Source organism: Burkholderia sp. Nafp2/4-1b (assembly GCF_003635165.1).
GTDB lineage: Bacteria > Pseudomonadota > Gammaproteobacteria > Burkholderiales > Burkholderiaceae > Burkholderia.
Genome location: NZ_ML058600.1, coordinates 15,818 through 41,763 on the forward strand (window position 1 = coordinate 15,818; position 25,946 = coordinate 41,763).

The following is a 25,946-nucleotide window of genomic DNA, read 5'->3' on the forward strand; positions in this document are numbered from 1 at the left end:
CGCCGCCCCGCCCGCACCGATTGTCCGGAATTGCGGTCTTTTTCGGGCCGCCGCACGGCGCGCCGCGTGCGCGCTTATACTCGGCCCATCATGAGTTCGCCCCTGTACGCCCCGCCCGTCGACCACGCAGCCGCCCTTGCCGGCGGCGCGATGCCGTTCGGCCTGCAGTCGGTGTGCCGCACGCTCGCCGAGGCAAACGCAACGCTCGAGCGCTTCACGTGGCTCGGCGACCATCTCGCGATCGCAGAATGGACGCGCATCACCGACGAAAGCGAGACGATCTACGAACAGCCCGGCCACCATACGCTGTCGTGCTATCTCGACGGCGGCTACCGGACCGAGCGCGAACGCGTGCCGCGCTACGGCGCGCCGAGCCTGCTGTGCGCGCTGCCGGGCGACCATGAATCGCGCTGGTGGGTGCGCGGCGAGATGCACTTCATCCACCTGTACTTCCTGCCCGAGCACTTCACGCAGCGCGCGATTCGCGAACTCGACCGCGAGCCGCGCGAGCTGAAGCTCGCCGACCGCACCTATTTCGAGGATGCGCGCGTCGCCGCGCAGTTGCGTTCGCTCGCGCTCGAGCGCTGGGATGATGCCGACGGACGGCTGCGCACCAACGAGGTCGCGCACGACGTGCTGAGCCTCCTGCTGCGCGGCCAGAGCACGACGCGCACCGACACGGCGTTCCGCGGCGGCCTCGCGCCGGCCGTGCGCCGCCGCGTGCGCGACTACATCGACAGCTACCTGTCGCAGCCGCTGACGCTCGGCGAACTGGCGAACGTCGCCGCGCTGTCCGAATACCACTTCTCGCGGATGTTCCGCCTGTCGTTCGGCCGCGCGCCGCACGCATGGGTGGCCGAGCAGCGGCTCGCGCGCGCGCGCCTGTTGCTGCGCACGACGGCGCTGCCGCTCGCGCAGGTCGCGGCCGATTGCGGCTACGCGAACGCCGGTCACTTCAGCCATCGCTTTCGCGACGCGCACGGCACGACGCCGAACGCGTACCGGCGCGCGATGCAGGGCGGCTGAGCGCGGCGTCGTTCGACGGCCTGCAGCACCGGCCTACCCGCCTCCGCGCTTACGCGCCTCCCCGCTTACGTGCCCCGCTGCGACAGTTCCTGCTCGAGCGCGGCCACGCCGGCCGGCAGGTCGACCGGCACCTTCAGGTCGACCATCGTGCGGCCGAACGCATGCAGCGTGCGGAACAGGTTGTGTTCGCGACACTGCTCGCCCATCTGCCCGATCCGCACGATCGGCAACCCGAACGAGCCGGAGATCTCGACCTGGTACTGCTTCGAGATATGGCCGCACACCATCCCGGGCGTGAGCCCTTCGGGCGTCTCGATGCCGACCACCGAATTGAGCCGGCAGTCCTTCGGCGCATAGAGCGCGAGCCCCATCGCCTCGACGCCCGCCTGCAGCGCGAGCGAGCAGCGCAGGTGCCGCGCGAAGCGGCTTTCCAGCGTCTCCGCGCACACGAGGCGCAGCGCCTCGTGCAGCGCGAGCACGCCCGACACCGGCGCCGTGTAGTGATAGCCGGCGTTGTGCCAGAAGTTCTCGGCGAGCGCCATGTCGAGGCACCAGTGCGCGTTCGGTTCCGGACGCTGCTTCATGCGATTCCACGCGGCGTCGGAGAACGCGATCAGCGACACGCCCGGGATCGATGACAGCCCCTTCTGGCCGCCCGTGATCACCGCGTCGATGCCCCACGCATCCATCTCGAGCGGCATCGTCGACAGCGTGCACACCGCATCGACGACGACCAGCGCGCCGGCCGCCTTCGCGAGCGCCGCGATCTCGCGCAAGTCGCGGTTCCATACGGTATTCGACGTTTCGCCCTGCACGATCGTGACGATCTCGGGCCGCTCGCGCGCGATCGCGTCGGCGATCTCGTCGAGGCTCGCGACCGCGCGGTCGGCCACTTCGAGCGTCGCGACGTCGGCGCCGACGCGGGTGGCCATCTCGGCCATCCGCGCGCTGAAGAAGCCGTTGCGGATCGACAGCACGCGGGTGCCGCGCCATGCGAGGTTCGAGATCGCCATTTCCATCGCGGCCGAGCCGGGGCCGGCGACGCCGAGCACCCACTTCGTGCGGGTCTGGAACACGTAGCGCGCCATCTCCTTCACCTGCTCGATGATCTTCGCCATCGTCGCGCCGAGGTGGTTGATCACGATCGTGTTCGCCTTCGCGACGGCGGCCGGGATCGGGACCGGGCCGGCCCCCATCATCAGCAGCGGTTCTTCGGGCAGGATCGCGTCGAGCGGCACGACGACGGGACAGGGGATCGGCGAGTAATCGATGGACATGGCAGGCAAAAGAGGAAGGAAGAAAACGCACGGACGTCGTCCGCCGCACGGCATGGCGAACTGTCGATCATTCCGCGTTCCGCGCCCGCGCGCAAGAGGCACGCACGGCCGGACAGCGTGCGGCTGGCCCGGTCAACGGACCGGGCCAGCCGGCCGCGCACCCGTCGAACGATCGGGTTCGGTATTGCGTCGGCATTGGCCGCCGTATGCGAAACGGTGCCATATGCGGTTCGCCGCCCGCGATTTTCTCCCACAATATTGCGACGTGTGGCGAACGCGTGCGTTCAGCACCGTGTATGCACCGTCCGGAATACCGGCCGCCACGAAAAATATCGCGCACTTGGAAATCGACCCACGAAAGCCGCACCTGCGTAAAAACATCCATTATCGCGGCATCTATTGGTGACAGATTTCATCCGTTACTGCCCATCAACGCAACCGATCGATCTCAATACCTTGATTTTTATAACAATTATTCAAATACGAGGCAGTCACGCGTGGCCACAATCAGTCATCTCCGACACGGACGCACGACATCGCCGCGTTAAACCGATACCCGCGATTTCGATTTTACGCAACCCGCCCCTTTTCTCAGGTTGACGGATAACGCTTTCGTAATGAACAATCGTCTGCAGAATCGAAAACCGATTTTTCGATACGAACGAGAACCGGATGTCGCGCCACGGTTTTCCCGGTCGTGCCACGAAAAATCACAACCATAATCATTCAACCGGGCCAGAAATCCGCGAGCCATGAACCAGATTCAGACCATGCGTGTGTTCGTCTGCGTCGCCGAGCAGCAGAGCTTCCGGCGCGCGGCGCACCATCTAGGCGTATCCAATGCGCTCGTCACGCGTTCGATCGCGATGCTCGAGTCCCACCTGAACACGCGGTTGATCCACCGCACCACGCGCAACCTGTCGCTGACCGAGGCCGGCCTGCGCTACCTCGACGGCTGCCGCGCGCTGCTCGAGGAATTCGATCATCTCGAGGCCTCCGTCGCGCATGCGGTGCGCGAACCGGCCGGCACGCTGCGGGTCGTCGCGTCGGGGCTGTTGTCGCCGCTCGCGCTCACGCCGCTCGTCACCGGCTTCCGGCACCGCTACCCGGAACTGCGCGTACAGCTGACGGTCGCCGAAGGCCCGCTCGATGTGCTGGATTCGGGCTACGACGTCGGTATCGTCACCGGCAACGGGCTCGACGGCAATCCGACGCTGATTGCGCACGCGCTCGCGCCGAATCCGTTCGTCGCCTGCGCGGCGCCCGCCTATCTCGAGCGGCGCGGCGAGCCGCGCGCGCCCGACGACCTGCCGGGCCACGACTGGGTCGCACTCGCGCCGCACCAGCATGCGCCCGCGTGGCGGCTGGTCGGCCACGACGGCGTCACGCATTCGATCACCGTGCGCCCGAGCTGCACGGTCAACCAGCTCGCGCTCGTGCAGGCGGCGGCCGTCGCCGGGTCCGGCATCGCGGTGCTGCCCGAGCCGTGCGTCGCCGACGCGCTCGCCACCGGCACGCTCGTGCGGCTGCTGCCCGCCTACCGGATCGACGACCCGGACGCGCAGCTGTCGCTCGTCTACCCGAACCGCCAGTATGTGCCGGCCCGCACGCGCAGCTTCGTCGAGCACGCGCTCGAGCATTTCGGCGTGCAGGCGGACCGCGAGGGGGCCGGCTACGGCTTCCTGCGCGCGCCCGATCGCATCGATCGCGGCTCCGGCCTGCAGACGGGCCTGCAGTAAACTGCACGCGACAGCCATCGGAGGTGCAGCGTGCGCGTGATCCTGTTCAGCAGCCGGCAGTACGACGACGAATCGTTTAGCGCCGCGAATCGGCAGTTCGGCTATCGGCTGCACTTCCAGCCGTCGCACCTCGACGTGGAAACAGCGATCCTCGCGCACGGCTATGACGTCGTCTGTCCGTTCGTCAACGATACCGTCGACGCGGCGGTGCTCCAGCGGCTCGCCGACGGCGGCACGCGCCTGATCGCGCTGCGTTCGGCCGGCTTCAACCATGTCGACCTGGCGGCCGCCGAGCGGCTTGGCATCGCGGTCGTGCGCGTGCCCGCGTATTCGCCGCACGCGGTTGCCGAACACGCGGTCGCGCTGATCCTCGCGCTCAACCGCCGGCTGCCGCGCGCGGTCGCACGCACGCGCGAAGGCGACTTCTCGCTGAACGGCCTGCTCGGCTTCGACCTGCATGACAAGACGGTCGGCGTCATCGGCACCGGGCTGATCGGCCGCGTGTTCGCGAAGATCATGATGGGCTTCGGGATGCACGTGCTCGCGCACTCGCAGCCGCCGTACGACGACGAGCTGATCGCGTTCGGCGCGCGCTACGTCGAGCTCGACGAACTGCTGCGCCACGCCGACGTCGTCAGCCTGCATTGCCCGCTGCTGCCGTCCACGCACCATCTCATCAATGCGCAGACGCTCGCGCGGATGAAGCACGGCGCGATGCTGATCAATACCGGCCGCGGCGGCCTCGTCGACGCGCAGGCGCTGGTCGACGCGCTCAAGAGCGGCCAGCTCGGCCATCTGGGGCTCGACGTGTACGAAGAGGAAAGCGGCCTGTTCTTCGAGGATCACTCCGACCTGCCGCTGCAGGACGACGTGCTCGCGCGCCTGCTGACCTTCCCGAACGTGATCGTCACGTCGCACCAGGCGTTCTTCACGCGCGAGGCGCTGGCCGAAATCGCGCACACGACGCTGCTCAACATCGAGGCGTGGCACGCCGGCACGCCAACCAACGTCGTGACGGCCGCGCGCTGAGCCGCGGCGCTGGTACGGCGTTCCGCGAGAAATCCATCAACGATTCATCATTTTGTTTCGACTGATGTAACGGCGCACGTGCGGGGTCTGCTATCGTTGCGCCGACCTCCCCTCGCTTCTGCCGCTCATGCGTTTCGACGACTCCGCCATTGCCGCGGTCTACCGCGCCATCTTCGAACGGCGCGACATGCGCCATTTCACGCCGGCACCCGTCGATCCGGCCACGCTCGCGCGCCTGCTGCGCGCCGCGCACCATGCGCCGAGCGTCGGCTTCATGCAGCCGTGGCGCTTCATCCGCATCACCGATCCCGCGCTGCGCACCGCGATCCATGCGCTGGTCGAGGCAGAGCGCCGGGCGACCGCCGACGCACTCGGCGAGCGGCAAGACGAATTCATGCGGCTGAAGGTCGAAGGCGTGCGCGAATGCGGCGAACTGCTGGTCGTCGCGCTGACCGACGACCGCGAGCGCCACGTGTTCGGCCGCCGCACGCTGCCGGAGATGGATCTCGCGTCCGCCGCGTGCGCGATCCAGAACATGTGGCTCGCCGCGCGCGCCGAAGGACTCGGGATGGGCTGGGTGTCGCTGTTCGACGTCGACGCGCTGCGCACGCTGCTCGGCATGCCGGCCGGCGCGAAGCCGATCGCCGTGCTGTGCGTCGGACATGTCGACGCGTTCTATGCGAAGCCGATGCTCGAGGAGGAGCGCTGGGCGGCACGGATGCCGATCGAAGCGTGTCTGTTCGAAAACGGCTGGGATGCGCCGGCGATCGCTGACGCAGATTGCGCCGCGGCCTGCCTTGGTGCCGCCGGCGACTCGTCCCCCTCGCCGGCAATTGCTGCGCCGGACGATGGCCCCGATCGCGCGCCGGTGGAAACGGCTCCCGGGCGCTGACCGGACGCCTGCCGCCGACTTGTCACCCTCACCGGCGATCGCTGCGCCTTGACGCTGGCGCCGCCTCCGCACCGATCGAAGCGCTTCCCGGGCGCTGACCGGACGAGAGGCCCTGCGAAACGCCGGTTCAGCGTCTGCGTTCCGGCCCGATATTCCTCCACGCACCGTGCCGTCAGACGCAGGGAAATCCCCGCTGTCGCGTACTCGGCCGACTGCTGCGTCGCACGCCGGCAACATCCATTCTGGCCCCGAGCATGCGGGTTTTCACTGAAGTAGAATCGCAGCTGACACTCCCCCGCCCGCCCGTCCCGCGCGCATCCCGCGCCGGCCTCGGGCCGCACCTTTTCCCAGCCCACCGCGATGCCCTTGCCTCTTTTCGCCCTTGCCGTCGCCGCATTTGGAATCGGTACCACCGAGTTCGTGATCATGGGGCTGCTGCCCAATGTCGCCCGCGATCTCGGCGTGTCGATTCCCGCCGCCGGCATGCTCGTGTCGGGCTACGCGCTCGGCGTGACGATCGGCGCGCCGATCCTCGCGGTCGTCACCGCGAAGATGCCGCGCAAGCGCGCGCTGATGGGCCTGATCGGGCTATTCATCGCGGGCAACCTGTTCTGCGCGATCGCGCCCGGCTATGCGGTGCTGATGGCCGCGCGGGTCGTCACCGCGTTCTGCCACGGCGCGTTCTTCGGGATCGGCTCGGTGGTCGCGAGCAACCTCGTCGCGCCGAACCGCCGCGCGCAGGCCATCGCGCTGATGTTCACCGGCCTCACGCTTGCGAACGTGCTCGGCGTGCCGCTCGGCACCGCGCTCGGCCAGGCATACGGCTGGCGCGCGACGTTCTGGGCCGTCACCGGCATCGGCATCGCCGCGGCTGCCGCGCTCGCGGTGTGCCTGCCGAAAAACCTTGCCATGCCCGACACCAGCATCACGCGCGAATTCAGCGTGCTGAAGCATCCGCAGGTGCTGATGGTGCTCGGCATCAGCGTGCTCGCGTCCGCGAGCCTGTTCAGCGTGTTCACGTACATCACGCCGATCCTCGAGGACGTGACGGGCTTCTCGCCACACCAGGTCACCTATGTACTGCTGCTGTTCGGCCTCGGGCTGACCGTCGGCGGCACGCTCGGCGGCAAGCTCGCCGACTGGCGCCGGATGCCGTCGCTGATCGCGACCCTCGCGCTGATCGGCATCGTCCTCGCGCTGTTCGCCGGCACGATGCACGTGCCGTTCGCGACGCTCGCGACGATCTTCGTGTGGGGCATCCTCGCGTTCGCGATCGTGCCGCCGCTGCAGATCCTGATCGTCGATCGCGCGAGCGATGCGCCCAACCTCGCGTCGACGCTGAACCAGGGCGCGTTCAACCTCGGCAACGCAACAGGCGCGTGGCTCGGCGGCATGGCAATCGGTTCCGGCGTGTCGCTCGTGAGCCTGCCGTGGGTCGGCGTCGCGATGGCCGTCGCGGCGCTCGCGCTCACGCTGTGGTCGGCGTCGCTCGAACGCCGTCCGGTGAGCGTGCCGACCGAATTCGTATGACGCGCGGCGCGCATGGCCGCGCGCCGTGCCGCGTCGTTCGTTGCGCACGCAACTCCCTTCGATCATGATTGCCTTCATGGACCTTTCAATGTCCGCGGTGTAGCATCGCGGCCGATGAAAGCCATTCTCAATCGTGATTTCCTCGCGCTGATCCTGAGCGTCGCGGTGGTCGGTCTCGGCACCGGCGCGACGCTGCCGCTCACCGCGCTCGCGCTGACCGAAGCCGGACACGGCACCAACGTCGTCGGCATGCTGACCGCCGCACAGGCGCTGGGCGGCCTCGCGATCGTCCCGTTCGTCACCGCGCTCGCGCGGCACATCGGCGCGCGCCGCGCGATCGTCGCGTCGGTCGTGCTGCTGGCCGCGGCCACCGCGCTGATGCAGTTCACGTCGAACCTGATCCTGTGGGGCGTGCTGCGTGTACTGTGCGGCGCGGCGCTGATGCTGCTGTTCACGATCGGCGAAGCGTGGGTCAACCAGCTCGCCGACGATTCGACGCGCGGCCGCGTGGTCGCGATCTACGCGACCAACTTCACGCTGTTCCAGATGGCCGGCCCCGTGCTCGTCAGCCAGATCGCCGGCGCGACCGGCATCCGCTTCGCGCTGTGCGGCGCGCTGTTCCTGCTCGCGCTGCCGACGCTCGCGACGATCCGGCGCGCACCGCTCGCCGGCGACGACGCGCATCACGCCGCGCACGACAGCTGGCTCGCCGTGCTGCCGCGCATGCCCGCGCTGATCATCGGCACCGGCTTCTTCGCGCTGTTCGACACGCTTGCGCTGTCGCTGCTGCCGCTCTACGCGATGGATCACGGCGTCGCGAGCGCGACCGCCGTGCTGCTCGCGTCGATCATGCTGTTCGGCGATACCGCGATGCAGTTCCCGATCGGCTGGCTCGCCGACAAGCTCGGCCGGGAACGCGTGCACCTCGGCGCCGGCTGGATCGTGCTCGCGGGCCTGCCGCTGCTGCCGTTCGTGATCGCGAATCCGTGGCTGTGCTGGCCGCTGCTGTTCGTGCTCGGCGCGGCCGCCGGCAGCATCTACACGCTGTCGCTCGTCGCATGCGGCGAACGTTTCCGCGGTGCGGCGCTCGTCACCGCGAGCTCGCTCGTGTCGGCCTCGTGGAGCGCCGCGAGCTTCGGCGGCCCGCTGGTTGCCGGCGCGTTGATGGAGCAACTCGGCAGCAACGCGCTGATCGGCGTGCTGGTCGTCTGCGTCGCCGCGTTCGTCGCGGCCGCGCTGTGGGAACGACGCGGCGCCGTGCAGCGCGCAGTCTGATGCAGATCTGAGTCGGCGTCGGCGTCGGCGTCGGCGTCGGCGTCGGCGTCGGCGTCGGCGTCGGCGTCGGCGTCGGCGTCGGCGTCGGCGTCGGCGGGCAGCATGATGCAACCGTGCGGATCGGCTCGCACGCGCCGATCCGCAGGTAAAAAACGAAGACGACCCGCGCAATGCGGGCCGCCCTGTCCTGTCTGACTACGCGCTACGTTTCGCGCCGCAACCCGTCACGCATTCCGCGCGGGCAGGATCTTGCCCGCACACGCGCCGAAGCCGACGCGATAGCCGTCGCCCTGGCACCAGCCCGCGAGCGTGAGCTCGTCGCCATCCTCGACGAACGTGCGGCTGCCGCCGCCGTTCAGCGCGAGCGGTTCCTTGCCGTTCCACGTCAGTTCGAGCAGGCTGCCGAACGAATCCTTCGTCGGTCCGCTGATCGTGCCCGAGCCCATCAGATCACCAACGCGCGTGTTGCAGCCGGCCACCGTGTGATGCGCGAGCTGCTGCGCCATCGTCCAGTACATGTGCTTGAAGTTGGTACGGCAGATCGACGTCGCGTCGGCGGCGCCCTCGGCCCGCAGCGTCACTTCGAGCGCGATGTCGAACGCATGCTTGCCCGCATGCTGCAGATACGCGAGCGGTTGCGGGGACTGTTCGGGCTGCGCGACGCGGAACGGTTCGAGCGCGTCCAGCGTGACGATCCACGGCGAAATGGTCGTCGCGAAGCCCTTCGAATTGAACGGGCCGAGCGGCACGTATTCCCACTGCTGGATGTCGCGCGCGCTCCAGTCGTTCAGCAGCACCATCCCGAAGATATGCGCTTCGGCATCCTCGCACGCGATCGGCTCGCCGAGCGCGTTGCCCTTTCCGACGATGAAGCCCGTCTCCAGTTCGATGTCGAGCTTGCGGCACGCGCCGAACACCGGACGCTCCTGGTCGGGCAGCTTCAGTTGCCCGCTCGGGCGCCGCACCGGCGTGCCGCTCACCACCACCGACGACGCACGGCCGTTGTAGCCGATCGGCATCTCCGACCAGTTCGGCAGCAGCGCATTCTTCGGATCGCGGAACATCGAGCCGACGTTGGTCGCATGCTCCTTCGACGAATAGAAATCGGTATAGCCGGGAATGTCGACCGGCAGGTGCAGCGTCGCGTCGCGCTGCGCGACGAGCACTTGCGCGCGCAACGCAGCCTCGTCGCGCAACCGCACATCGTCGCGCGAGAACAGGTTCGACAGCTGCACGCGCACGCTGCGCCATGCGTCGCGGCCAAGCGCGATGAACGGATTGAGCGTCGATGCGGCGAACACGTCGGCGCCGGCCGGCAGCGTCACGAGGCCCGCACGCGCGAGCGCGGCGAGGTCGACGATCTGGTCGCCGAGCGCGACGCCCGCGCGGCGCGCCGGTTGCTTCGCATCGCTGAAGATCCCGAACGGCAGGTTCTGGATCGGGAAATCGCACGCGGGATCGTTCGCCGTGTCGACCCAGCTCTTGCGAGCCGGGTCGAGCGTCGCGCGCCAGTCTTGGGTATCGCTCACTTTTGCTCCGGATTGAAGTGTTTCTTGATGCCTTGCCAGCATTCGAAGTAATCGGCCTGCAGCTGCGCGGTGTCGAGCGCATAGCGCGTCGGCCGGATCAGCGTGCGGGTTTCGAACATGAATGCCATCGTCGCGTCGACCTTGTGCGGCTTCGTCGTGTCGCTCGCGGACGCCTTCTCGAACGTGTCCGCGTCCGGCCCGTGGCCCGACATGCAGTTGTGCAGGCTCGCGCCGCCCGGCACGAAGCCCTCGGCCTTCGCGTCGTACGCGCCGTGCACGAGCCCCATGAACTCGCTCGCGACGTTGCGGTGGAACCACGGCGGCCGGAACGTATCCTCGGCCGCGAGCCAGCGCGGCGGGAAGATCACGAAGTCGATCGTGTCGACGCCCGGCGTGTCGCTCGGCGACTGCAGCACGAGGAAGATCGACGGATCGGGATGGTCGAAGCTGATCGAGCCGATCGTGTTGAACAGGCGCAGGTCGTATTTGTACGGTGCGTAGTTGCCGTGCCACGCGACGACGTCGAACGGCGAATGGCCGATGTCCGCGCGCCACAGGCGCCCGTTCAGCTTCGCGACCAGTTCGAACGCGCCTTCGCGATCCTCGTATGCGGCCTGCGGCGTCAGGAAATCGCGCGGGTTCGCGAGCCCGTTCGAGCCGATCGGGCCGAGGTCCGGCAGGCGCAGCAGCACGCCGAAGTTCTCGCAGATGTAGCCGCGCGCGTCGCCGTCCGGCAGCGCGACCGAAAAACGCACGCCGCGCGGGATCACCGCGATCTCGAACGGCTCGACGTCGAGCCGGCCGAACTCGGTCGCGATGAACAGGCGCCCCTGCTGCGGCACGATCAGCAGTTCGCCGTCGGCGCTGTAGAAGAAGCGGTCCTGCATCGAGCGGTTCGCCGCATACAGATGAATCGCACAGCCGTTCATCGTGGCCGCCGAGCCGTTGCCGGCCATCGTGACCAGCCCCTCGACGAAATCGGTCGGCTCGACCGGCATCGGCAGCGGATCCCAGCGCAGCTGGTTCGGCGGCGTCGGCGGCACGTCGGCCGAGTCGCCGAATTCCGACACGAGCCGCTGCGTGCCGGTGAACGGCTCGAACGGCCGGTGCACGGCCGCCGGGCGGATCCGGTACAGCCACGAGCGGCGGTTGTGGCTGCGCGGCGCGGTGAACGCGGTACCCGACAACTGCTCCGCGTACAGCCCGTACGGCGCGCGCTGCGGCGAGTTGCGGCCGTGCGGCAGCGCGCCGGGCAGCGCCTCGGTCGCGAATTCGTTCGCGAATCCGCTCAGGTAGCCGGCGGTTGCCGGTTTCGACAGGTCAAGCGTCATCGTTTCCTTTCTCCATCAATTCAAGGCGGCGTTGGGCGCCTGCGCGTCGCCGCGCCGCGTGACGCCGGCGAGGCCCAGCACGAACAGCGCCGAGCACAGCACCGGCACCGCGGCCGCGTGGAACAGCGCGCCGTTGGTCCAGTTCAGCGCAATCAGTTGTCCGCCGACGAGCGGCCCGAGCATAGAGCCGATCCGGCCGATGCCGAGGCTCCAGCCGATGCCGGTCGAACGCAGCGACGTCGGGTAATACTGGCCCGCGAGCGCGTTCACGGCCGGCTGGCCGCCGACCACGCAGAAGCCGCCCGCGAACACGACGAGCAGCAGCCACGGCAGCGCATGCGCGACCGAGCCGATCAACCCGACCGACACGGCGGCGCACGCAAAGCACGCGAACAGCACGCGCACGAAGCCGTGGCGTTCGATGAACCAGCCGAGCGACAGCGTGCCGATCACGCCGCCCGTCTGCAGCACCGTGCCGACGATCACCGCCGTGCCCGGCGAATAGCCGGCCTCGCGCATCACGGTCGGCAGCCAGTTCGACAGGAAGTACAGGTCGATCAGGTTCATGAAGCTGATCGCCCACAGCAGCAGCGTGACCGGCAGACGGCCGTGGCGGAACAGTTCGGCGACCGGCGCGCCGCTTGCCGCGCGCTCGCGCACGACGAGGCGCGTGTGCGCATCGATGCCGGCCTGCGGCGCGAAGCGGGCGAGCCAGTCGCGCGCGTGTGCGTCGCGCCCTTTCAGCACCAGGAACTGCAGCGACTCGGGCAGCCGCGCGAGCATCGCGATCGTCAGCACCAGCGGCACCGCGCCGCCGACGAAGAACACCGAGCGCCAGCCGAGCGCCGGAATCAGCGCGGCGCTGATGAAGCCGCCGATCGCCGCGCCGAGCGTGAAGCCGCACGACACGATCATCATCCGCTTCACGCGATGCGCGGCCGGGCTGAATTCGCCGACCAGCGCCATCGCGTTCGGCATGATGCAGCCGAGGCCGAGGCCCGTGACGAAGCGCAGCGCCATCAGCACCGGGATCGAGCCCGCGAACGGCGTCGCGAGCATCGTCACCGCGAAGAACAGCGTCGAGCCGATCAGCACCGGGCGCCGCCCGATCCGGTCGGCCAGCACCGACAGCCCGAGCGCACCGAGCAGCATCCCGAACAGGCTCGCACTGAACACGGGCCCGAGCGCCTGCTTCGGCACGCCCCATTCGGCGATCACGCTCGGCGCGACGTAGCCCATCGCCTGCGCATCGAAGCCGTCGATCACCAGGCACAGCCCGCACAGGATCAGCAGCATCCAGTGAAAGCCCGGACGATGGGTCTCGTCGATCACGCGCTCGACTTCGAGCACGCGCGCGTCGGCCGGCGCCGCGCTCATTGCGTCACCTCGGCGGCCGGATGCACGGGCGGCGTCACGCCCTGGCGTGCGAGCGCCATCGCTTCGCGCAGCACGTCGGCGTCGCCGATCTGGTTCGCGAGCAGCAGGATCAGCTTCGCGTTGACGAGCTGGCTGTCGGCGTCCGACAGGTCGCGATGCATGTCGATCAGCGCTTCGTAGAACGCGTCCGGGTCAGCGAGGCGCGGGCTAGTGTCGAGTCGGGGCATGACGGGTGTCTCCGGTATCGTTATGGTTTCAGCGCGCGCAGGTCGCGCGCGTCAGCGCGTCGGCGATCGCCGCGCGCTCGAGCGTGCGCATCCGGGCGCACACGTGCTGGTCGGGGCGCAGCAGGTAGAACGTGCCGGGCTTCGCGTCGTAGCGTTGCGCGGCGAAACCGTCGACGTCTTCCACGACGTCGACGCCAGCCACCGGCTGCGCATGTCCGGCCGGCACGACCAGCACCGGCCGCACCGGCAGCGCGAGGCCGTCGAGCGCCTGCGCGAGCGCGGCGGCGTCGCCCGGCAGCCCGAACAGCACGCCGGCGAAACCGTCGCCCAGATGCTTCAGCAGCCAGTCGGCAGCGCCTTGCACGCGCACCGGCGCATCGGCCGCCGCCGCGCCCGGGCACATCGGGCCCGCAAACGTGTCGCCGTTGCGGTCCGGCGTGTTCAGCGGCGAATCGGCCAGTACGGCCGGCACCGACAGGCGGCCGCTGTTCACGAGCTTGCGCGCGAACTCGCAGTCGCGCGCGAGCTTCAGCGTCGCGTCGCGGAACACGCGCGACACCGCGCTCTTCGGCGTGATGAAGTCGGTCGAGCGCGTCGAATTACGGATGTTCTCGTCGGCCGCGAATTCGCGCTCGCTCGCGTAGGTGTCGAGCAGGTGGTCGTCCGAGTGGCCGTCGAGCACGAGCTTCAGCTTCCACGCGAGGTTGTCCGCGTCCTGCACGCCGCTGTTAGCGCCGCGCGCGCCGAACGGCGACACGCCGTGCGCCGAATCGCCCGCGAACAGCACGCGGCCATGACGGAACGTATCCATCCGCTGGCAGCGGAACGTATAGACGCTCACCCATTCGAGCTCGAACTCGACGTCCGCGCCGAGCAGCGCACGCACGCGCGGGATCACACGCTCCGGCTGCTTCTCGGCGACCGGATCGGCATCCCAGCCGAGCTGGAAGTCGATGCGCCACACGTTGTCGGGCTGCCGATGCAGCAGCACCGACTGGTTGCGATGGAACGGCGGATCGAACCAGAACCAGCGCTCGGTCGGGAATTCCGCCTTCATCTTCACGTCGGCGATCAGGAAGCGGTCCTTGAACGTGCGGCCGCGGCTCTCGAGCCCCATCGCCGCGCGCATCGGGCTGCGCGAGCCGTCGGCCGCGATCACGTATTGCGCGCGCAGCGTCTCGATGCCTTCCGGCGTCTCGACGGTCAGCGCCGCGTGGTCCGACGACTGCGCGACGCCCGTCACCTTGTGCTTCCAGCGGATCTCGAGGTTCGGCAGCTCGGCCGCGCGCTCGGCCAGGTAGCCTTCGACGTAGTACTGCTGCAGGTTGATGAACGCGGGACGCGCGTGCCCTTCCTCCGGCAGCAGGTCGAATGCGTACAGCTGTTCGTCCTGCAGGAACACCTTGCCGACGTGCCAGCTCACGCCCTTGTCGACGAAGCGCTCGCCGCAGCCGAGCCGGTCGAAGATCTCGAGCGTGCGCTTCGCGAAGCAGATCGCGCGCGAGCCGGTCGACAGCGTGTCGTCGTCATCGAGCAGCACGACCGGCACGCCGTGCTGCGCGAGGTCGATCGCGGCCGACAGGCCGACCGGGCCCGCACCGACGACGATCACCGGGTGAACGGCCGCGTCATCTCCGGCGGCCCGCGCCGCGCGCGGCCGGTAGTCGAATTTCAGCGTCTGGTAATCGATGCTCATGGTCGCCATCCGCTCCTCAGCCCTGCCGTGCGTGCGCCGCCGCGCAACGCAGCGTGCCGCTCGTGCCATGCGTGCCGCTGATGCCCGTTTCCTGCCGCCGCTGCCGCGGCCCGTGCTGCTCCGCCCGCTTCCTGTCACCCGCCACGTCTCGCTCCTTGCTTCCTGTTGATTCGATTCGGAACCGGCGCCGATCGAGGGGCGCCCGACTGCCGCTTTTCTTGATCGGCAACAAAATCTTGGATTTACGAATAGTAAAACCAATTACGAATAGTGAAATCAACGTAAACCCTAGCCATCGGCTCGGGAACGGGATAACCATATGAACGAAACGCCAAGCCGAGCCGGGCGCGCACTGCTAATATCAAGGCGTGAGGCGGCCCTATCGGCCGCCCTTTTTCCTTCCTACGCCATGATTCCGCCCAACATTCCCGAGCTGGTCGCCCGCGCCGGGCAACTGCCTTATCTGCGGGAACACCTCGCGCTTGCCGACGGCGGCACCGCGTGCGCGAATCTGCCCGAGCGAACGCTCACGAGCGCGTACGAACCGATTTACGACGTGACGATGCCCGGCGCGCCGCAGTCCACGTCGTTCGCCGATGCGATCGAGCGCTACGGCGACGAACTCGGCTTCCAGGCCGTCACTTTGGTCACGGGCGCCGAGCACGACCCGCTCGACTCGGCCGTCGACGACCAGACGCTCGTCGCGATCGACCGGCTGTCGCGCGCGCTGCACGCGATCAACTTCTTCGGTGCGCAGCGTCACGGGCTGCTGTTCCTGCGCGTGCACGAACGGCTGCTGAAAAGCGTGAAGTACGACCACGGCAAGCATTTCTCGACGGTGCTGCAGCGCTTCGGGCTACCGACCGAGCGGATCGTGATCGAGCTGCCGGCGGTCGCGGTCGCGCACAAGACCTTCCTTGGCTACCTGACGCGCAGTTACCAGCATCATGGCTTCAAGGTCGCGGACAAGCTGCCCGATCCCGGCCGGATCCTCGCGGTCGAATCGGAGATGGCGCGGCCCGACTACATCAAGATGGATGCAGGGATCGCGCTGCGCGACGGGATGGTGAAGGCGCTGGTCGCGTATGCGCAGCGCGTGCGGATTCCGCTGATTTTCGACGGCGTCGTCGACGAGACGCAGTGCGAGCTGCTGCGCCAGCACGACGTGCGGTTCATGCAGGGGCCGGTGTTCGCGAAGGTTGTCACGGCCTGAGTGGTTTGAGCGGCCTGCTGACGGCTGCGCGCGGTGTGGCGCGCTGGAACGTGGATGCCGGATGTCGCGTCCGCGGACGTTGGAAATCGGGGATCGGGTTCCAGCACGCAGCGCCGCTGTGATACCGGCCCGCTCCTGAGTTCCGCTCATGCCGACAGATCGCGCGCATTCGCTCGCGCGTTCGACACCGGTGCATCGACGCCGCTGCACCGCCTACTCTCTTCCACAATTCCGCGACGCGCGGAAGCGCGCCGTGTGCCCCCTCAGACCGTCTGCCCGAGCCGCTGGGCGAGCGCCTTCAGCTTCGGGCCGACCTGCGTGCGGAACACGTCCTCGTCCATCGACGATGCGGGTCCGCTGCAACTCAGGATCAGCCAGCGGCCCTCGCGCGGCTCGCGAAACGGCACTGCCGCCGCGTTCACGTCCATGTGCCACGCGCGAAACGAATAGCAGCATCCGCCCTCGGAAAACTCGGCCACCGCCTGCTGCGCCGCCGCGACGAGCGCATCCGCGTCCGCCGCGCCGCCGGCCGCCCGGTGCAGCTCCGCAAAGAGCGCACGGCGCACGTCCTCCGGCTGCACGGCCAGGTATGCGCGCCCCATCGAGCTCGTCAGCATCGACAGCCGCGAGCCGGGCGCGAGCCCCAGCGTCAGCGCGGTCTCGCTGCGAATCGTTTCCAGATAGATCATGTCGAGCCCGTCGCGGCAACCGAGCGATACGGCCGCCCCGATTTCGCGCGCGAGCGCCTGCATGTGCGGCCGCGCGAGGTCGAGCGTGCCCGAGCCGGACAGCAGCGCGTAGCCGAGCGACAGCACGCCGGCGTCGAGCGCATACTTTCCGAGCGTCTCGTCGTAGCGCAGGTAGCCGAGCACGGTCAGCGTATAGGCGAGCCGGTTCACGGTCGCCTTCGGCAGCCCGGTGCGCTCCGCGAAGTCGCGGTTGCCGAGCATCGTCTCGCCGGGCCTGAACGCACGCAGCAGGTCGAGGCCGCGCGCGAGGGCAACGACGAACTTGCGCTCGTCGATCGTGGTTTCGTCGATGGTTGAAAGCGTCATCTGATGCTACACTGGGGTCGATTTGCAAAACATTGTTCCGCACAGCGGAACTTTCGTCAAGCAAACATTCAGAGAACGGGACACGGCGCTGAAACGCGCGCCCGGGACCGACCGAAAAGGATGGAATCGGAGCCAGCGCTGAAGCACTGGCTGTGGCCGACCGCGAAGCATGGGACCAGAGCAAGCGCTGAAGCGCCGACTCCGGTCGACAGGAGATGACACGATGACTGCTGCAAGTTTTCATTGGGACGACCCGCTGCTGCTCGACCAGCAACTGACCGAAGAAGAGCGGATGGTGCGCGATGCCGCGCGCGCGTACGCGCAGGACAAGCTCGCGCCGCGCGTCACCGAGGCGTTCCGCCATGAGCGCACCGACGCCGGGATCTTCCGCGAGATGGGCGAGCTCGGCCTGCTCGGCCCGACGATTCCGGAGGAATACGGCGGCCCAGGCCTCAATTACGTGAGCTACGGGCTGATCGCGCGCGAAGTCGAGCGCGTCGATTCGGGCTACCGCTCGATGATGTCCGTGCAGTCGTCGCTCGTGATGGTGCCGATCCACGAATTCGGCTCGGACGCGCAAAAACAGAAATACCTGCCGAAGCTCGCGAGCGGCGAATGGATCGGCTGCTTCGGGCTGACCGAGCCGAACCACGGCTCCGACCCGGGCAGCATGGTCACGCGCGCGAAGAAGGTACCGGGCGGCTACTCGCTGTCCGGCGCGAAGATGTGGATCACCAACTCGCCGATCGCCGACGTGTTCGTCGTATGGGCGAAGCTCGAGGAAAACGGCACGGACGCGATCCGCGGCTTCATCCTCGAGAAAGGCTGGAAGGGCCTGTCCGCGCCTGTGATCCACGGCAAGGTCGGGCTCCGCGCGTCGATCACCGGCGAAATCGTCCTCGACGAAGTGTTCGTGCCGGAAGAGAACCTGATGCCGAACGTGCGCGGCCTGCGCGGCCCGTTCACCTGCCTGAATTCGGCGCGCTACGGGATCGCATGGGGCGCGCTCGGCGCGGCCGAGTCCTGCTGGCACATCGCACGCCAGTACGTGCTCGACCGCAAGCAGTTCGGCCGGCCGCTCGCCGCGAACCAGCTGATCCAGAAGAAGCTTGCCGACATGCAGACCGAAATCACGCTCGGCCTGCAGGGCGTGCTGCGTCTCGGCCGGATGAAGGACGAAGGCACGGCGGCCGTCGAGATCACGTCGATCATGAAGCGCAACTCGTGCGGCAAGTCGCTCGACATCGCACGGCTCGCGCGCGACATGCTTGGCGGCAACGGCATCTCGGACGAATTCGGCGTCGCCCGCCACCTGGTGAACCTCGAAGTGGTCAACACGTATGAAGGCACGCACGACATCCACGCGCTGATCCTCGGTCGCGCGCAGACGGGCATCCAGGCATTCTTCTGATCATTCGCGCGTGCGGTGCGCGTCTGCATGCCATTGCGACGCACGCCCTGAAAAAAAGACACGGCCCGCCGGGCATCGCTGCCGGGCGGGCCGTTTTCATCGGGCGCCGCGTTCGTCACGCGCCGCCGCTGCGGCAGTTACTTACTTGTTCGGCTGCGGCGTGATACGCAGGTACGGACGCACCGCATTGAAGCCCTTCGGGAAGCGCTTCTTCAGTTCTTCCGGATCTTGCAGCGACGGCACGATCACGACGTCGTCGCCGTCCTTCCAGTTGCCGGGCGTCGCGACTTTGTAATTGTCAGTCAGTTGCAGCGAGTCGATCACGCGCAGCACTTCGTCGAAGTTACGGCCGGTGCTCGCCGGATACGTGATGATGAGACGCACTTTCTTGTTCGGATCGATCACGAACAGCGAACGCACCGTCAGCGTTTCGTTCGCGTTCGGGTGGATCATGTCGTACAGTTGCGAGACCTTGCGGTCCGCATCGGCGATGATGGGGAAACCGACGACCGTCGACTGCGTTTCGTTGATGTCGTTGATCCAGCCTTTGTGCGATTCGACCGGGTCGACCGACAGCGCGATCACCTTCACGTTGCGTTTCTCGAATTCGCCTTTCAGCTTCGAGGTCAGACCGAGCTCCGTCGTGCATACCGGCGTGTAGTCGGCCGGATGGGAGAACAGGACGCCCCAGCTGTTGCCGAGCCACTCGTGAAACTTGATCGTGCCCAGGCTCGATTCCTGCTCGAAATCCGGTGCGATGTCACCAAGACGCAGACCCATGATGCTCCCTCCTCGAACGATGCTGGTGGAAACCGCGCGCTGTCGGCGCGGGACAGTCCATCAGCTTACGGGAAGCAATGGGCCGTGCGAACGATTATTCCGTTTGATATTCATATTTTTTTGTCATTTTTGCCCGATGGCGAAACAGCACGGATGGCCGCGAAGGAAACTTTTCGGACCGTTTGCGGCTCAGTTGATGATTGCGAGTCGTTTACCATGCAGTCTTGCACTGCCGCCGTATGTGTTCCCGGCTCGCCAGCAGGCAAGCGTTTCGCTACGATGTGAACCTGCAGCATGACAGCATGAAGGGAGTTGCAATGTCGGAAATCAACAAGGAGAAACTGATGTCGGATATCAAAACCGTTCTGGCGGACGCCGAGGATCTGCTCAAGCAGGCAGCGAGCACCACGGGCGACCGTGCGGCCGAGCTGCGCGAGAAAGCCATGTCGCGCCTGAAGCAGGCCAAGGAAAAGGCAGCCGACGTCCAGGTCGTGGTGGTCGAGAAAGGCAAGAAGGCCGCACGCGCAACCGACGATTACGTGCACGAGCATCCGTGGACGTCGATCAGCATCGCAGCCGGTCTCGGCGTGCTGGTCGGTCTGCTGATCAACCGCAAGTAACGCGGTCAGCGCCGTTCCGCCCCACGTGCCGCCCGATGCGGCGCGTGGGCGCAGAAGCCGGCCGGCGGCTCGCCGCCGGCCGGGCTTCGACCTAGCCGCTCACTGCGCGCGCAAGCGCTTGATCCATGACGACAGACACTCACCCGCAGCCGTCCGGCCAGGGGCCGCTGCGCCGCTTCGTCGGCTCGGCGATCGGTCTCCTGCAAACGCGTCTCGAACTGGTCGGCATCGAGCTCGCCGAGGAGAAGGAGCGCCTGATGGGCGTGCTGTTCCTCGGGCTCGCGGCCATGATGCTCGCGACGATGACGCTCATCACCCTGACCGTGCTCATCGCGATCGCGTTCTGGGACACCTATCGCTGGCAGTCGCTCGCGGTCATCACCGCGCTGTACGCGATCGCCGGCATCGCGTGTGCGCTGAAGGCGCGCTCGGGCCTGCGCGAGGCGCCGACCGTGTTCGAGGCGACGCTCGCCGAGCTCGAAAAAGACCGCGAAATTTTCCGCGGCAAGCTGTGAACGCAGCCGCGTTCGCCCCTCTCACCTACTTCGCCGACGCGCCATGAGCCAGAACGTCACGGGCCATTCACCCCGCCCCCATTCGTCGCGATCGAAGTGGAGCGCATCGCAGCACCGCGCGCTCCGCAAAGAATTGCTGATCCTGCGATCCGAGGTCGAGCGGCTCGAGCTTGCCGAAGCCGCCGCCGAGATGCGTCACGCGGTCACGCGCTTCAGCTGGCTCAAGGTGTTCATCCCCGGCCTGTCGACCGGCAAGTTCAGCCAGTCCGCCAAGAACCTGAACGCGAGCCTCGGCCAGCTCGTCAACCAGTATCCGATGCTGAGTTCGCTCGCGTCGCTCGTGTTGACGAAACCCGTTCGCTCGCTGCTGCGCGCGAGCGCGGGCCCCGCGCTCAAGTGGGGCACCGTCGGCTTCGCCGCGTGGGAGGTCTATCGGATCTGGAAACAGTCGCGCGACGAGCGCGGACCTGCCGCGAACGACGACTGATACGCGACGATGCGCGCACGGCCACGCGGCGATGCGCGCTTTACGTGCGTGATCGTGTGATTGCTTGATCACCGTACGCCCCAGCATGCCCGCCCCTGTGCCTCGCCTCCTCCATCGTTCGATCCCGTATTGCCTTTCGTGCCATCCGATCGCAGCGTAAACGAGCCGCATGCGTCGTCGCGCATCGGGCCTGCATCGAGCGGACTCGCAACCAGTTCATACACGACCCGCGCGTCGTCGCCGGCCGATCGCCTCAACCCCACGCGATAGATCGCCTGACCGTCCGGCGGCGCTTGCGCGTAGGCATCGGGCAGCGTCTGCGGCGGTGGGCCGTCGAGCGTTTCGACGTAGTGCGCCGCGCGGTACAGCGCGGCGACCGCGGACGCGCGATGCATGCGCGCGACATGCTCGCGATACGACGGGATTGCCCACCCGGCCAGCACGGCGACGATCGCGAGCACGATCATCAGTTCGATCAACGTGAATGCCGCCGCGCGGCGCATCGGCGGAGGCCGGCTCATCGATGCAGGCCGGCATATTGGCGCAGGCCCGCTCATCAATGCACCGCCGCGACGCGGCGCCAGCGTTGCGCAGCAATGCGTCCATCGCGCAGCGCAACCTGACTCTGCAGCCAGACGACGCTCGACGCATGGCCGCCGACGCCACGCGCGGTGACGAGATAAGCACGGCTATCTGGCGGACCGACGCCTCGCCAGACTTCGATCAGGCAACGCGGCGGCTGGGCGCTCATCGGCCACGAAGCGAATGGGGCGAACGCTTCGGGAGCGGCGAGCGCGGGCATGCGTCGCCATGCGTCCGGCTCGCCGTTCGATGTGGGTTCATCCAGATACGGCGCGGCGCCGCGAAGCAAGCGCCCGGTACAGGCTGCCAGTGCCGCATCGGCCGCGTGGAAGGCAATCAGCCGGTCGGACAATGCGCGCGTGCGGCGCGATTCCGTCAGTGCCGATTCGAACCATGTGCCGGTCAGCGCGGCGACCGCCGCACCGACGGCGATCACGGCAGGCAATGCGAGGCCCGCGTCGCGACGCCAGCCGCGAGTGGGCAACTGGGCGCACGGGCCCGTTGCTCGGCGGTTCAACATCATCGGTGCCTCCGCAGCCCCACGCTGCTTGTCGCAGGACACCGCCGCGCGCCTCCTTTCTGCTCGCCCTGCCGCGCTTCGCATCGCATGCGCGTCGATGAATCCATTTGCGCGGGTCATCACAACGCCTCGTGGTCCTGCACTGCGTCGCGGGCGGAATCGATGAATGCAGCCGAAGTATTCCGTAGCGCGACGATTCGATGCAGCACCAGATGCGCGCGCCCCTCCTGCGACACGACGGTGCGACCGTCGCAATCGGCATGACGCGCGGGCTCGTGCATCGGTTCGCCACGCGCGCGCACGCACAAATGCACGGCGACGACATCGCGCCAGTCGCCGGCGCCCATCGCATTCGCGTCGACGAACTGCGCGCCTTCGCGACGCAGGTAACGCACGCGCAGTTGATCGATGCCGGACACGACGGGTTGCGGCGTACCCGGACGGCCGCTTCCCTCGCAGTACAGCTCGGGCTCACCCGTCGACGGACTGACATGCGCGTCGAAACGGTTTTCCACGAGCGGCCGTTCACCGGGCGCGCCCACACCCTGCCCCAGACAATCCGACACTTGCGCGCCGTTCGTCGCCCACGTCGACACGGTATCGCCGACATACCGGATCAGCACCGCATCCGACGCTGCCCGCACGGCTTCGCAACGCACCTGCGCGCCGTCGCCTCGCACACGCCCCGCGGAACAGCCGAACACCGGCGGGAACGACGACGCCCCTTCGACATCGAGCGGCCGAAACCCGGCCATCTGGATCTGCTGGCCGATCAGCATCAACGCGGTCGCAGCCGCATCGCGCATCCGGAAGCCGTCTTCAGCCCGCCGCTGCGCGACGCGCTGGGTGTGGTACAGCGCTCCGGCAGCGACAAGCACGAGCAGACCGACGGTCATCGCGATCAGCACTTCGAGCAGCGTATGTGCGCGGCTGCGGCGATCAACGTTCAGCGGCATTGGGCTCGACCTCCCGAAACGGAATCCGGACGCACGACGGCGGCTCGACCGCTGCGCCCGCGCCTTCGCATCGTGTCGACGCTGCTGCGGCGGCGCTCCGCCAGCCGACAACCACGTAGCGGACACCGGCCGGCCCATCGTCGAGCGACATCGAGCCGCCCGGCAATGAGGCGGCCGCGAGCGCCGCGAGGCCGTCGTCGGCGGCTGCCGCTGCATGCCGGCGCTCGACGCGTGCGTCGGCAAGCCACAGCGCGCGTTCGCGCCAGATCGTCGTCCGCTGCGCACGCGTCATCGCGAGCTGGCTGCCGGCCACGGCCAGCATCACGACGGCGAGCAGCGCGATGGCCAGTACGGCTTCGAGCAGAGACGTGCCCCGCATCGAGTCGCGCATCGATTCGCGCGCGCGCATCATGCCGCGTCACACCGGCCCGAGACGACGCGCGCCCGGCCGCCTGCCGCGATCCGGATGCAACGCGACACGCGTGCATCGTCGCCGGGCAACTCGCGCTGCGGACGCAATTCGAAACGCCGGATCCCGCCGATCACCTGGCCGGCCGGCGGCGCAAACGCCAGATCGTGCGCGGCGCCCGTGACGACGATGTCGGCATCGTGCGGATAGCGCCGCAGCACACGCGACTGTCCGTCGATCTGGCCGCTGACGATCCAGCCGCACGACCATTCCGCCGGATCGCACCGCTCGCCCGAACGCACGCAGTCGCCATCACGCCCGGCCCTGCACAGCGTGACGCGCGCACCCAGACGCGTCGCCTCGGTGCGCGCGAACGACAGCGCGCCGAGCAGTGCACGCGAGCGGGCATCCACGCGTTCATGCATGCGCCACTGATCGAAAGCGGGCGCCGCGTAGAGTCCGATCCCGACCGCGAGCGCGATCGCGACCATCAGCTCGACGAGCGTGAAACCGCCGTCGCGTCGACTACGTTGTTCAACGGCCTGCCGGTGCACCCCCATCGCCATCGCCCTCCTCGACATGATGGGACGACTGTAGCCGCGCGTGCCAACACGCGCCATTGGCCGAACGGCCGACTGGCGACATGCGCTCGCAGCCGACACAATCGGCGCGAACTGAACCCACGGAGAAAGACGATGAACGAACGCAGCGCGTCAGCGCTTACGTGGAGGCTTGGAGGGGGACGCGCGACGGAACTCTTCGATCACGTCGGCAAATTCGGAAACGTCCTCGAACCGGCGGTAAACCGATGCGAAACGGACATAGGCAATCGTATCGAGGCCGCGCAGCTCGTTCATCACGAGTTCGCCGAGCTTCTCGCTACGCACTTCACGCTCGCCGGTCGCGAGCAGCTGATATTCGATACGAGCGACCGCCGCGTCGATCGCGTCAGCCGCAACCGGCCGCTTGCGCAGCGCGAGTTGCATGCTGGCGACGATCTTGCGACGGTCGAATTCCGTGCGGCTGCCGTCTTTCTTCACGACGGCCGGCAGGTTCAGCTCGACCCGCTCGTACGTCGTGAAGCGCTTGTCGCAAGCCGAGCAGCGTCGGCGCCGACGAATCGCGGCGCCATCTTCGGACACGCGCGAGTCGACGACCTGCGTGTCCTCATGCCGGCAGAACGGGCAGCGCATGCCGGATCAGCGATAGACCGGGAAACGCTTGGTCAGCTCGGCCACTTGCGCGCGCACGCGCTCGATCGTCGCTGCATCTTCCGGGTTCTCGAGCACGTCGGCGATCAGATTACCGACCGTCTCCGCTTCCGCCGGGCCGAAGCCGCGCGTCGTCATTGCCGGCGAACCGAGGCGAATGCCGCTCGTCACGAACGGCTTTTCCGGATCGTTCGGGATCGCGTTCTTGTTCACCGTGATGTGCGCCGCGCCGAGCGCCGCTTCCGCTGCCTTGCCCGTGATGTGCTTCGCGCGCAGGTCCACCAGCATCACGTGGCTTTCCGTACGGCCCGACACGATCCGCAGGCCGCGCTTGACCAGCGTTTCAGCCAGCACGCGTGCGTTCTCGACCACCTTCTGCTGATATTCCTTGAACTCCGGCGACAGTGCTTCCTTGAACGCCACCGCCTTCGCCGCGATCACGTGCATCAGCGGGCCGCCCTGGATGCCCGGGAAGATCGCCGAGTTGATCGGCTTCTCGTATTCCGACTTCATCAGGATCACGCCGCCGCGCGGGCCGCGCAGGCTCTTGTGCGTCGTCGTCGTCACGAAGTCCGCGTGCGGCACCGGGTTCGGATACACGCCCGCTGCGATCAGGCCGGCGTAGTGCGCCATGTCGACCATCAGGTACGCGCCGACCGACTTCGCGATCTTCGCCAGACGCTCGAAATCGATCTTCAGTGCGAACGCCGATGCGCCCGCGACGATCAGCTTCGGCTTGTGTTCGTTGGCCAGCTTCTCGGCCGCGTCGTAGTCGATGTCTTCGTTCTCGTTCAGCCCGTAGCTGACGACGTTGAACCACTTGCCCGACATGTTCACCGGCGAGCCGTGCGTCAGGTGACCGCCGTGCGCGAGGCTCATGCCCATGATCGTGTCGCCCGGCTTGAGCATCGCGAAGAACACGCCCTGGTTCGCCTGCGAACCCGAGTTCGGCTGCACGTTCGCGGCTTCCGCGCCGAACAGCTGCTTCACACGGTCGATCGCCAGTTGCTCGACCACGTCGACGTACTCGCAGCCGCCGTAGTAACGCTTGCCCGGATACCCTTCGGCGTACTTGTTCGTGAGCTGCGAGCCCTGCGCGGCCATCACGGCCGGGCTCGTGTAGTTTTCCGACGCGATCAGCTCGATGTGATCTTCCTGGCGGCGGTTTTCCTGCTCGATCGCTGCAAAGAGTTCGGGATCGACGTTCGCGATGGTGCTTTGGGCTCTGTCAAACATACGGTTTCCGTTAAGTGTGTACA

Annotated in this window: 26 protein-coding genes; 11 read left to right on the forward strand and 15 right to left on the reverse strand. The window is 67.7% G+C overall.

From position 1 onward, the window contains the following. Positions 1 to 90: 90 nt before the first annotated feature. A complete protein-coding gene (locus tag C7H84_RS08040; protein ID WP_121858323.1) occupies positions 91 to 1,026 on the forward strand; it encodes an AraC family transcriptional regulator in 936 nt (311 codons plus the stop codon). A 65-nt stretch (positions 1,027 to 1,091) separates the two neighbouring features. On the opposite strand, the gene C7H84_RS08045 is transcribed toward C7H84_RS08040, so the two are convergent. Further along, on the reverse strand, positions 1,092 to 2,303 hold the full coding sequence (locus C7H84_RS08045; RefSeq protein WP_121858324.1) for an alanine--glyoxylate aminotransferase family protein: 1,212 nt from the start codon (positions 2,301 to 2,303) through the stop codon (positions 1,092 to 1,094). A 752-nt stretch (positions 2,304 to 3,055) separates the two neighbouring features. Between C7H84_RS08045 and C7H84_RS08050 the strand changes: the two genes are divergently transcribed. The 5 genes from C7H84_RS08050 to C7H84_RS08070 all read left to right on the forward strand — a co-directional run bounded on the left by C7H84_RS08050 (position 3,056) and on the right by C7H84_RS08070 (position 8,768). After that, complete coding sequence (locus C7H84_RS08050; protein ID WP_121858325.1) at positions 3,056 to 4,042, forward strand: LysR family transcriptional regulator; 987 nt, start codon at positions 3,056 to 3,058, stop codon at positions 4,040 to 4,042. 30 nt (positions 4,043 to 4,072) lie between these two features. Beyond that, entirely contained in the window at positions 4,073 to 5,071 is a 999-nt protein-coding gene (locus C7H84_RS08055) for a 2-hydroxyacid dehydrogenase (protein WP_121858326.1), read from the forward strand. A gap of 127 nt (positions 5,072 to 5,198) precedes the next feature. Continuing rightward, positions 5,199 to 5,963, forward strand: a complete 765-nt coding sequence (gene bluB / locus C7H84_RS08060) for a 5,6-dimethylbenzimidazole synthase (RefSeq protein WP_121858327.1) — start codon at positions 5,199 to 5,201, stop codon at positions 5,961 to 5,963. A 360-nt stretch (positions 5,964 to 6,323) separates the two neighbouring features. After that, positions 6,324 to 7,493: an MFS transporter gene (locus tag C7H84_RS08065; RefSeq protein ID WP_121858328.1), complete on the forward strand. Its 1,170-nt coding sequence runs from the start codon at positions 6,324 to 6,326 to the stop codon at positions 7,491 to 7,493. Positions 7,494 to 7,607: 114 nt separating this feature from the next. After that, complete coding sequence (locus C7H84_RS08070) at positions 7,608 to 8,768, forward strand: MFS transporter (protein ID WP_121858329.1); 1,161 nt, start codon at positions 7,608 to 7,610, stop codon at positions 8,766 to 8,768. Positions 8,769 to 8,992: 224 nt separating this feature from the next. Here C7H84_RS08070 and fahA read toward each other — a convergent pair whose 3' ends face one another. Genes fahA through C7H84_RS08095 form a run of 5 tightly spaced genes read right to left on the reverse strand, consistent with a single transcriptional unit; the run spans position 8,993 to position 14,937 of the window. Continuing rightward, positions 8,993 to 10,297, reverse strand: coding sequence for a fumarylacetoacetase (fahA, locus tag C7H84_RS08075; protein ID WP_121858330.1), 1,305 nt, complete (start codon positions 10,295 to 10,297; stop codon positions 8,993 to 8,995). Next, on the reverse strand, positions 10,294 to 11,628 hold the full coding sequence (gene hmgA, locus C7H84_RS08080; protein WP_121858331.1) for a homogentisate 1,2-dioxygenase: 1,335 nt from the start codon (positions 11,626 to 11,628) through the stop codon (positions 10,294 to 10,296). The genes fahA and hmgA overlap by 4 nt, the downstream gene beginning before the upstream one ends. 15 nt (positions 11,629 to 11,643) lie before the next feature. Beyond that, positions 11,644 to 13,005 (reverse strand): MFS transporter, encoded by a 1,362-nt coding sequence (locus tag C7H84_RS08085; RefSeq protein ID WP_121858332.1) that lies wholly within the window; start codon positions 13,003 to 13,005, stop codon positions 11,644 to 11,646. Next, positions 13,002 to 13,232, reverse strand: a complete 231-nt coding sequence (locus C7H84_RS08090; protein ID WP_121858333.1) for a DUF2783 domain-containing protein — start codon at positions 13,230 to 13,232, stop codon at positions 13,002 to 13,004. The genes C7H84_RS08085 and C7H84_RS08090 overlap by 4 nt, the downstream gene beginning before the upstream one ends. Before the next feature lie 28 nt (positions 13,233 to 13,260). Further along, entirely contained in the window at positions 13,261 to 14,937 is a 1,677-nt protein-coding gene (locus tag C7H84_RS08095; protein ID WP_121858334.1) for an FAD-dependent oxidoreductase, read from the reverse strand. Between the two features lie 400 nt (positions 14,938 to 15,337). Between C7H84_RS08095 and C7H84_RS08105 the strand changes: the two genes are divergently transcribed. Continuing rightward, the gene (locus C7H84_RS08105; RefSeq protein WP_121858336.1) at positions 15,338 to 16,141 is read left to right on the forward strand and encodes an EAL domain-containing protein; all 804 of its coding nucleotides are present in this window, start codon (positions 15,338 to 15,340) and stop codon (positions 16,139 to 16,141) included. A gap of 263 nt (positions 16,142 to 16,404) precedes the next feature. Here the strand turns inward: C7H84_RS08105 and C7H84_RS08110 are convergent, their stop codons facing one another. After that, positions 16,405 to 17,196 carry an IclR family transcriptional regulator gene (locus C7H84_RS08110; RefSeq protein WP_121858337.1) on the reverse strand — a complete coding sequence of 264 codons (792 nt, stop codon included), beginning with the start codon at positions 17,194 to 17,196 and terminating at the stop codon, positions 16,405 to 16,407. A 223-nt stretch (positions 17,197 to 17,419) separates the two neighbouring features. On the opposite strand from C7H84_RS08110, the gene C7H84_RS08115 reads away from it, so the two are divergent. After that, on the forward strand, positions 17,420 to 18,607 hold the full coding sequence (locus tag C7H84_RS08115; protein ID WP_121858338.1) for an acyl-CoA dehydrogenase: 1,188 nt from the start codon (positions 17,420 to 17,422) through the stop codon (positions 18,605 to 18,607). 141 nt (positions 18,608 to 18,748) lie between these two features. On the opposite strand, the gene C7H84_RS08120 is transcribed toward C7H84_RS08115, so the two are convergent. Continuing rightward, the gene (locus C7H84_RS08120) at positions 18,749 to 19,387 is read right to left on the reverse strand and encodes a peroxiredoxin (protein ID WP_121858339.1); all 639 of its coding nucleotides are present in this window, start codon (positions 19,385 to 19,387) and stop codon (positions 18,749 to 18,751) included. A 317-nt stretch (positions 19,388 to 19,704) separates the two neighbouring features. Between C7H84_RS08120 and C7H84_RS08125 the strand changes: the two genes are divergently transcribed. The 3 genes from C7H84_RS08125 (at position 19,705) to C7H84_RS08135 (ending at position 21,009) form a co-directional block, all read left to right on the forward strand. After that, positions 19,705 to 20,007: a YqjD family protein gene (locus C7H84_RS08125; protein ID WP_121858340.1), complete on the forward strand. Its 303-nt coding sequence runs from the start codon at positions 19,705 to 19,707 to the stop codon at positions 20,005 to 20,007. Positions 20,008 to 20,132: 125 nt separating this feature from the next. After that, positions 20,133 to 20,522, forward strand: a complete 390-nt coding sequence (locus tag C7H84_RS08130; protein ID WP_121858341.1) for a phage holin family protein — start codon at positions 20,133 to 20,135, stop codon at positions 20,520 to 20,522. 43 nt (positions 20,523 to 20,565) lie between these two features. Continuing rightward, positions 20,566 to 21,009: a DUF3318 domain-containing protein gene (locus tag C7H84_RS08135; protein WP_121858342.1), complete on the forward strand. Its 444-nt coding sequence runs from the start codon at positions 20,566 to 20,568 to the stop codon at positions 21,007 to 21,009. Between the two features lie 68 nt (positions 21,010 to 21,077). On the opposite strand, the gene C7H84_RS08140 is transcribed toward C7H84_RS08135, so the two are convergent. From C7H84_RS08140 to glyA, 7 genes are all read right to left on the reverse strand, one after another. Beyond that, complete coding sequence (locus tag C7H84_RS08140) at positions 21,078 to 21,530, reverse strand: type IV pilin protein (protein WP_240462003.1); 453 nt, start codon at positions 21,528 to 21,530, stop codon at positions 21,078 to 21,080. A 35-nt stretch (positions 21,531 to 21,565) separates the two neighbouring features. Next, positions 21,566 to 22,111, reverse strand: coding sequence for a pilus assembly protein (locus C7H84_RS08145; protein ID WP_240462010.1), 546 nt, complete (start codon positions 22,109 to 22,111; stop codon positions 21,566 to 21,568). 119 nt (positions 22,112 to 22,230) lie between these two features. Further along, the gene (locus C7H84_RS08150) at positions 22,231 to 23,067 is read right to left on the reverse strand and encodes a PilW family protein (protein ID WP_121858344.1); all 837 of its coding nucleotides are present in this window, start codon (positions 23,065 to 23,067) and stop codon (positions 22,231 to 22,233) included. Continuing rightward, positions 23,051 to 23,446 (reverse strand): hypothetical protein, encoded by a 396-nt coding sequence (locus C7H84_RS08155; protein ID WP_205611407.1) that lies wholly within the window; start codon positions 23,444 to 23,446, stop codon positions 23,051 to 23,053. Before C7H84_RS08155 ends, C7H84_RS08150 begins: the two co-directional genes overlap by 17 nt. A gap of 29 nt (positions 23,447 to 23,475) precedes the next feature. After that, entirely contained in the window at positions 23,476 to 24,036 is a 561-nt protein-coding gene (locus tag C7H84_RS08160) for a GspH/FimT family pseudopilin (RefSeq protein WP_121858560.1), read from the reverse strand. A gap of 153 nt (positions 24,037 to 24,189) precedes the next feature. Beyond that, entirely contained in the window at positions 24,190 to 24,669 is a 480-nt protein-coding gene (gene nrdR, locus C7H84_RS08165; RefSeq protein ID WP_006760615.1) for a transcriptional regulator NrdR, read from the reverse strand. A 6-nt stretch (positions 24,670 to 24,675) separates the two neighbouring features. Beyond that, complete coding sequence (gene glyA / locus C7H84_RS08170) at positions 24,676 to 25,923, reverse strand: serine hydroxymethyltransferase (RefSeq protein ID WP_121858345.1); 1,248 nt, start codon at positions 25,921 to 25,923, stop codon at positions 24,676 to 24,678. Positions 25,924 to 25,946: the final 23 nt, after the last annotated feature.

Coding starts and splice junctions, on each gene's coding strand:
- C7H84_RS08150 (WP_121858344.1), bottom strand. CDS start 23,067: ATGCCGCTGAACGTTGATCGCCGCAGCCGCGCACATACGCTGCTCGAA.
- C7H84_RS08115 (WP_121858338.1), top strand. CDS start 17,420: ATGACTGCTGCAAGTTTTCATTGGGACGACCCGCTGCTGCTCGACCAG.
- C7H84_RS08040 (WP_121858323.1), top strand. CDS start 91: ATGAGTTCGCCCCTGTACGCCCCGCCCGTCGACCACGCAGCCGCCCTT.
- C7H84_RS08050 (WP_121858325.1), top strand. CDS start 3,056: ATGAACCAGATTCAGACCATGCGTGTGTTCGTCTGCGTCGCCGAGCAG.
- C7H84_RS08105 (WP_121858336.1), top strand. CDS start 15,338: ATGATTCCGCCCAACATTCCCGAGCTGGTCGCCCGCGCCGGGCAACTG.
- bluB (WP_121858327.1), top strand. CDS start 5,199: ATGCGTTTCGACGACTCCGCCATTGCCGCGGTCTACCGCGCCATCTTC.
- C7H84_RS08045 (WP_121858324.1), bottom strand. CDS start 2,303: ATGTCCATCGATTACTCGCCGATCCCCTGTCCCGTCGTCGTGCCGCTC.
- C7H84_RS08155 (WP_205611407.1), bottom strand. CDS start 23,446: ATGCGGGGCACGTCTCTGCTCGAAGCCGTACTGGCCATCGCGCTGCTC.
- C7H84_RS08125 (WP_121858340.1), top strand. CDS start 19,705: ATGTCGGAAATCAACAAGGAGAAACTGATGTCGGATATCAAAACCGTT.
- C7H84_RS08065 (WP_121858328.1), top strand. CDS start 6,324: ATGCCCTTGCCTCTTTTCGCCCTTGCCGTCGCCGCATTTGGAATCGGT.
- C7H84_RS08090 (WP_121858333.1), bottom strand. CDS start 13,232: ATGCCCCGACTCGACACTAGCCCGCGCCTCGCTGACCCGGACGCGTTC.
- C7H84_RS08085 (WP_121858332.1), bottom strand. CDS start 13,005: ATGAGCGCGGCGCCGGCCGACGCGCGCGTGCTCGAAGTCGAGCGCGTG.
- C7H84_RS08095 (WP_121858334.1), bottom strand. CDS start 14,937: ATGGCGACCATGAGCATCGATTACCAGACGCTGAAATTCGACTACCGG.
- C7H84_RS08140 (WP_240462003.1), bottom strand. CDS start 21,530: ATGAGCCGGCCTCCGCCGATGCGCCGCGCGGCGGCATTCACGTTGATC.
- C7H84_RS08110 (WP_121858337.1), bottom strand. CDS start 17,196: ATGACGCTTTCAACCATCGACGAAACCACGATCGACGAGCGCAAGTTC.
- C7H84_RS08130 (WP_121858341.1), top strand. CDS start 20,133: ATGACGACAGACACTCACCCGCAGCCGTCCGGCCAGGGGCCGCTGCGC.
- hmgA (WP_121858331.1), bottom strand. CDS start 11,628: ATGACGCTTGACCTGTCGAAACCGGCAACCGCCGGCTACCTGAGCGGA.
- C7H84_RS08135 (WP_121858342.1), top strand. CDS start 20,566: ATGAGCCAGAACGTCACGGGCCATTCACCCCGCCCCCATTCGTCGCGA.
- glyA (WP_121858345.1), bottom strand. CDS start 25,923: ATGTTTGACAGAGCCCAAAGCACCATCGCGAACGTCGATCCCGAACTC.
- C7H84_RS08145 (WP_240462010.1), bottom strand. CDS start 22,111: ATGTTGAACCGCCGAGCAACGGGCCCGTGCGCCCAGTTGCCCACTCGC.
- C7H84_RS08160 (WP_121858560.1), bottom strand. CDS start 24,036: ATGGGGGTGCACCGGCAGGCCGTTGAACAACGTAGTCGACGCGACGGC.
- nrdR (WP_006760615.1), bottom strand. CDS start 24,669: ATGCGCTGCCCGTTCTGCCGGCATGAGGACACGCAGGTCGTCGACTCG.
- C7H84_RS08070 (WP_121858329.1), top strand. CDS start 7,608: ATGAAAGCCATTCTCAATCGTGATTTCCTCGCGCTGATCCTGAGCGTC.
- C7H84_RS08120 (WP_121858339.1), bottom strand. CDS start 19,387: ATGGGTCTGCGTCTTGGTGACATCGCACCGGATTTCGAGCAGGAATCG.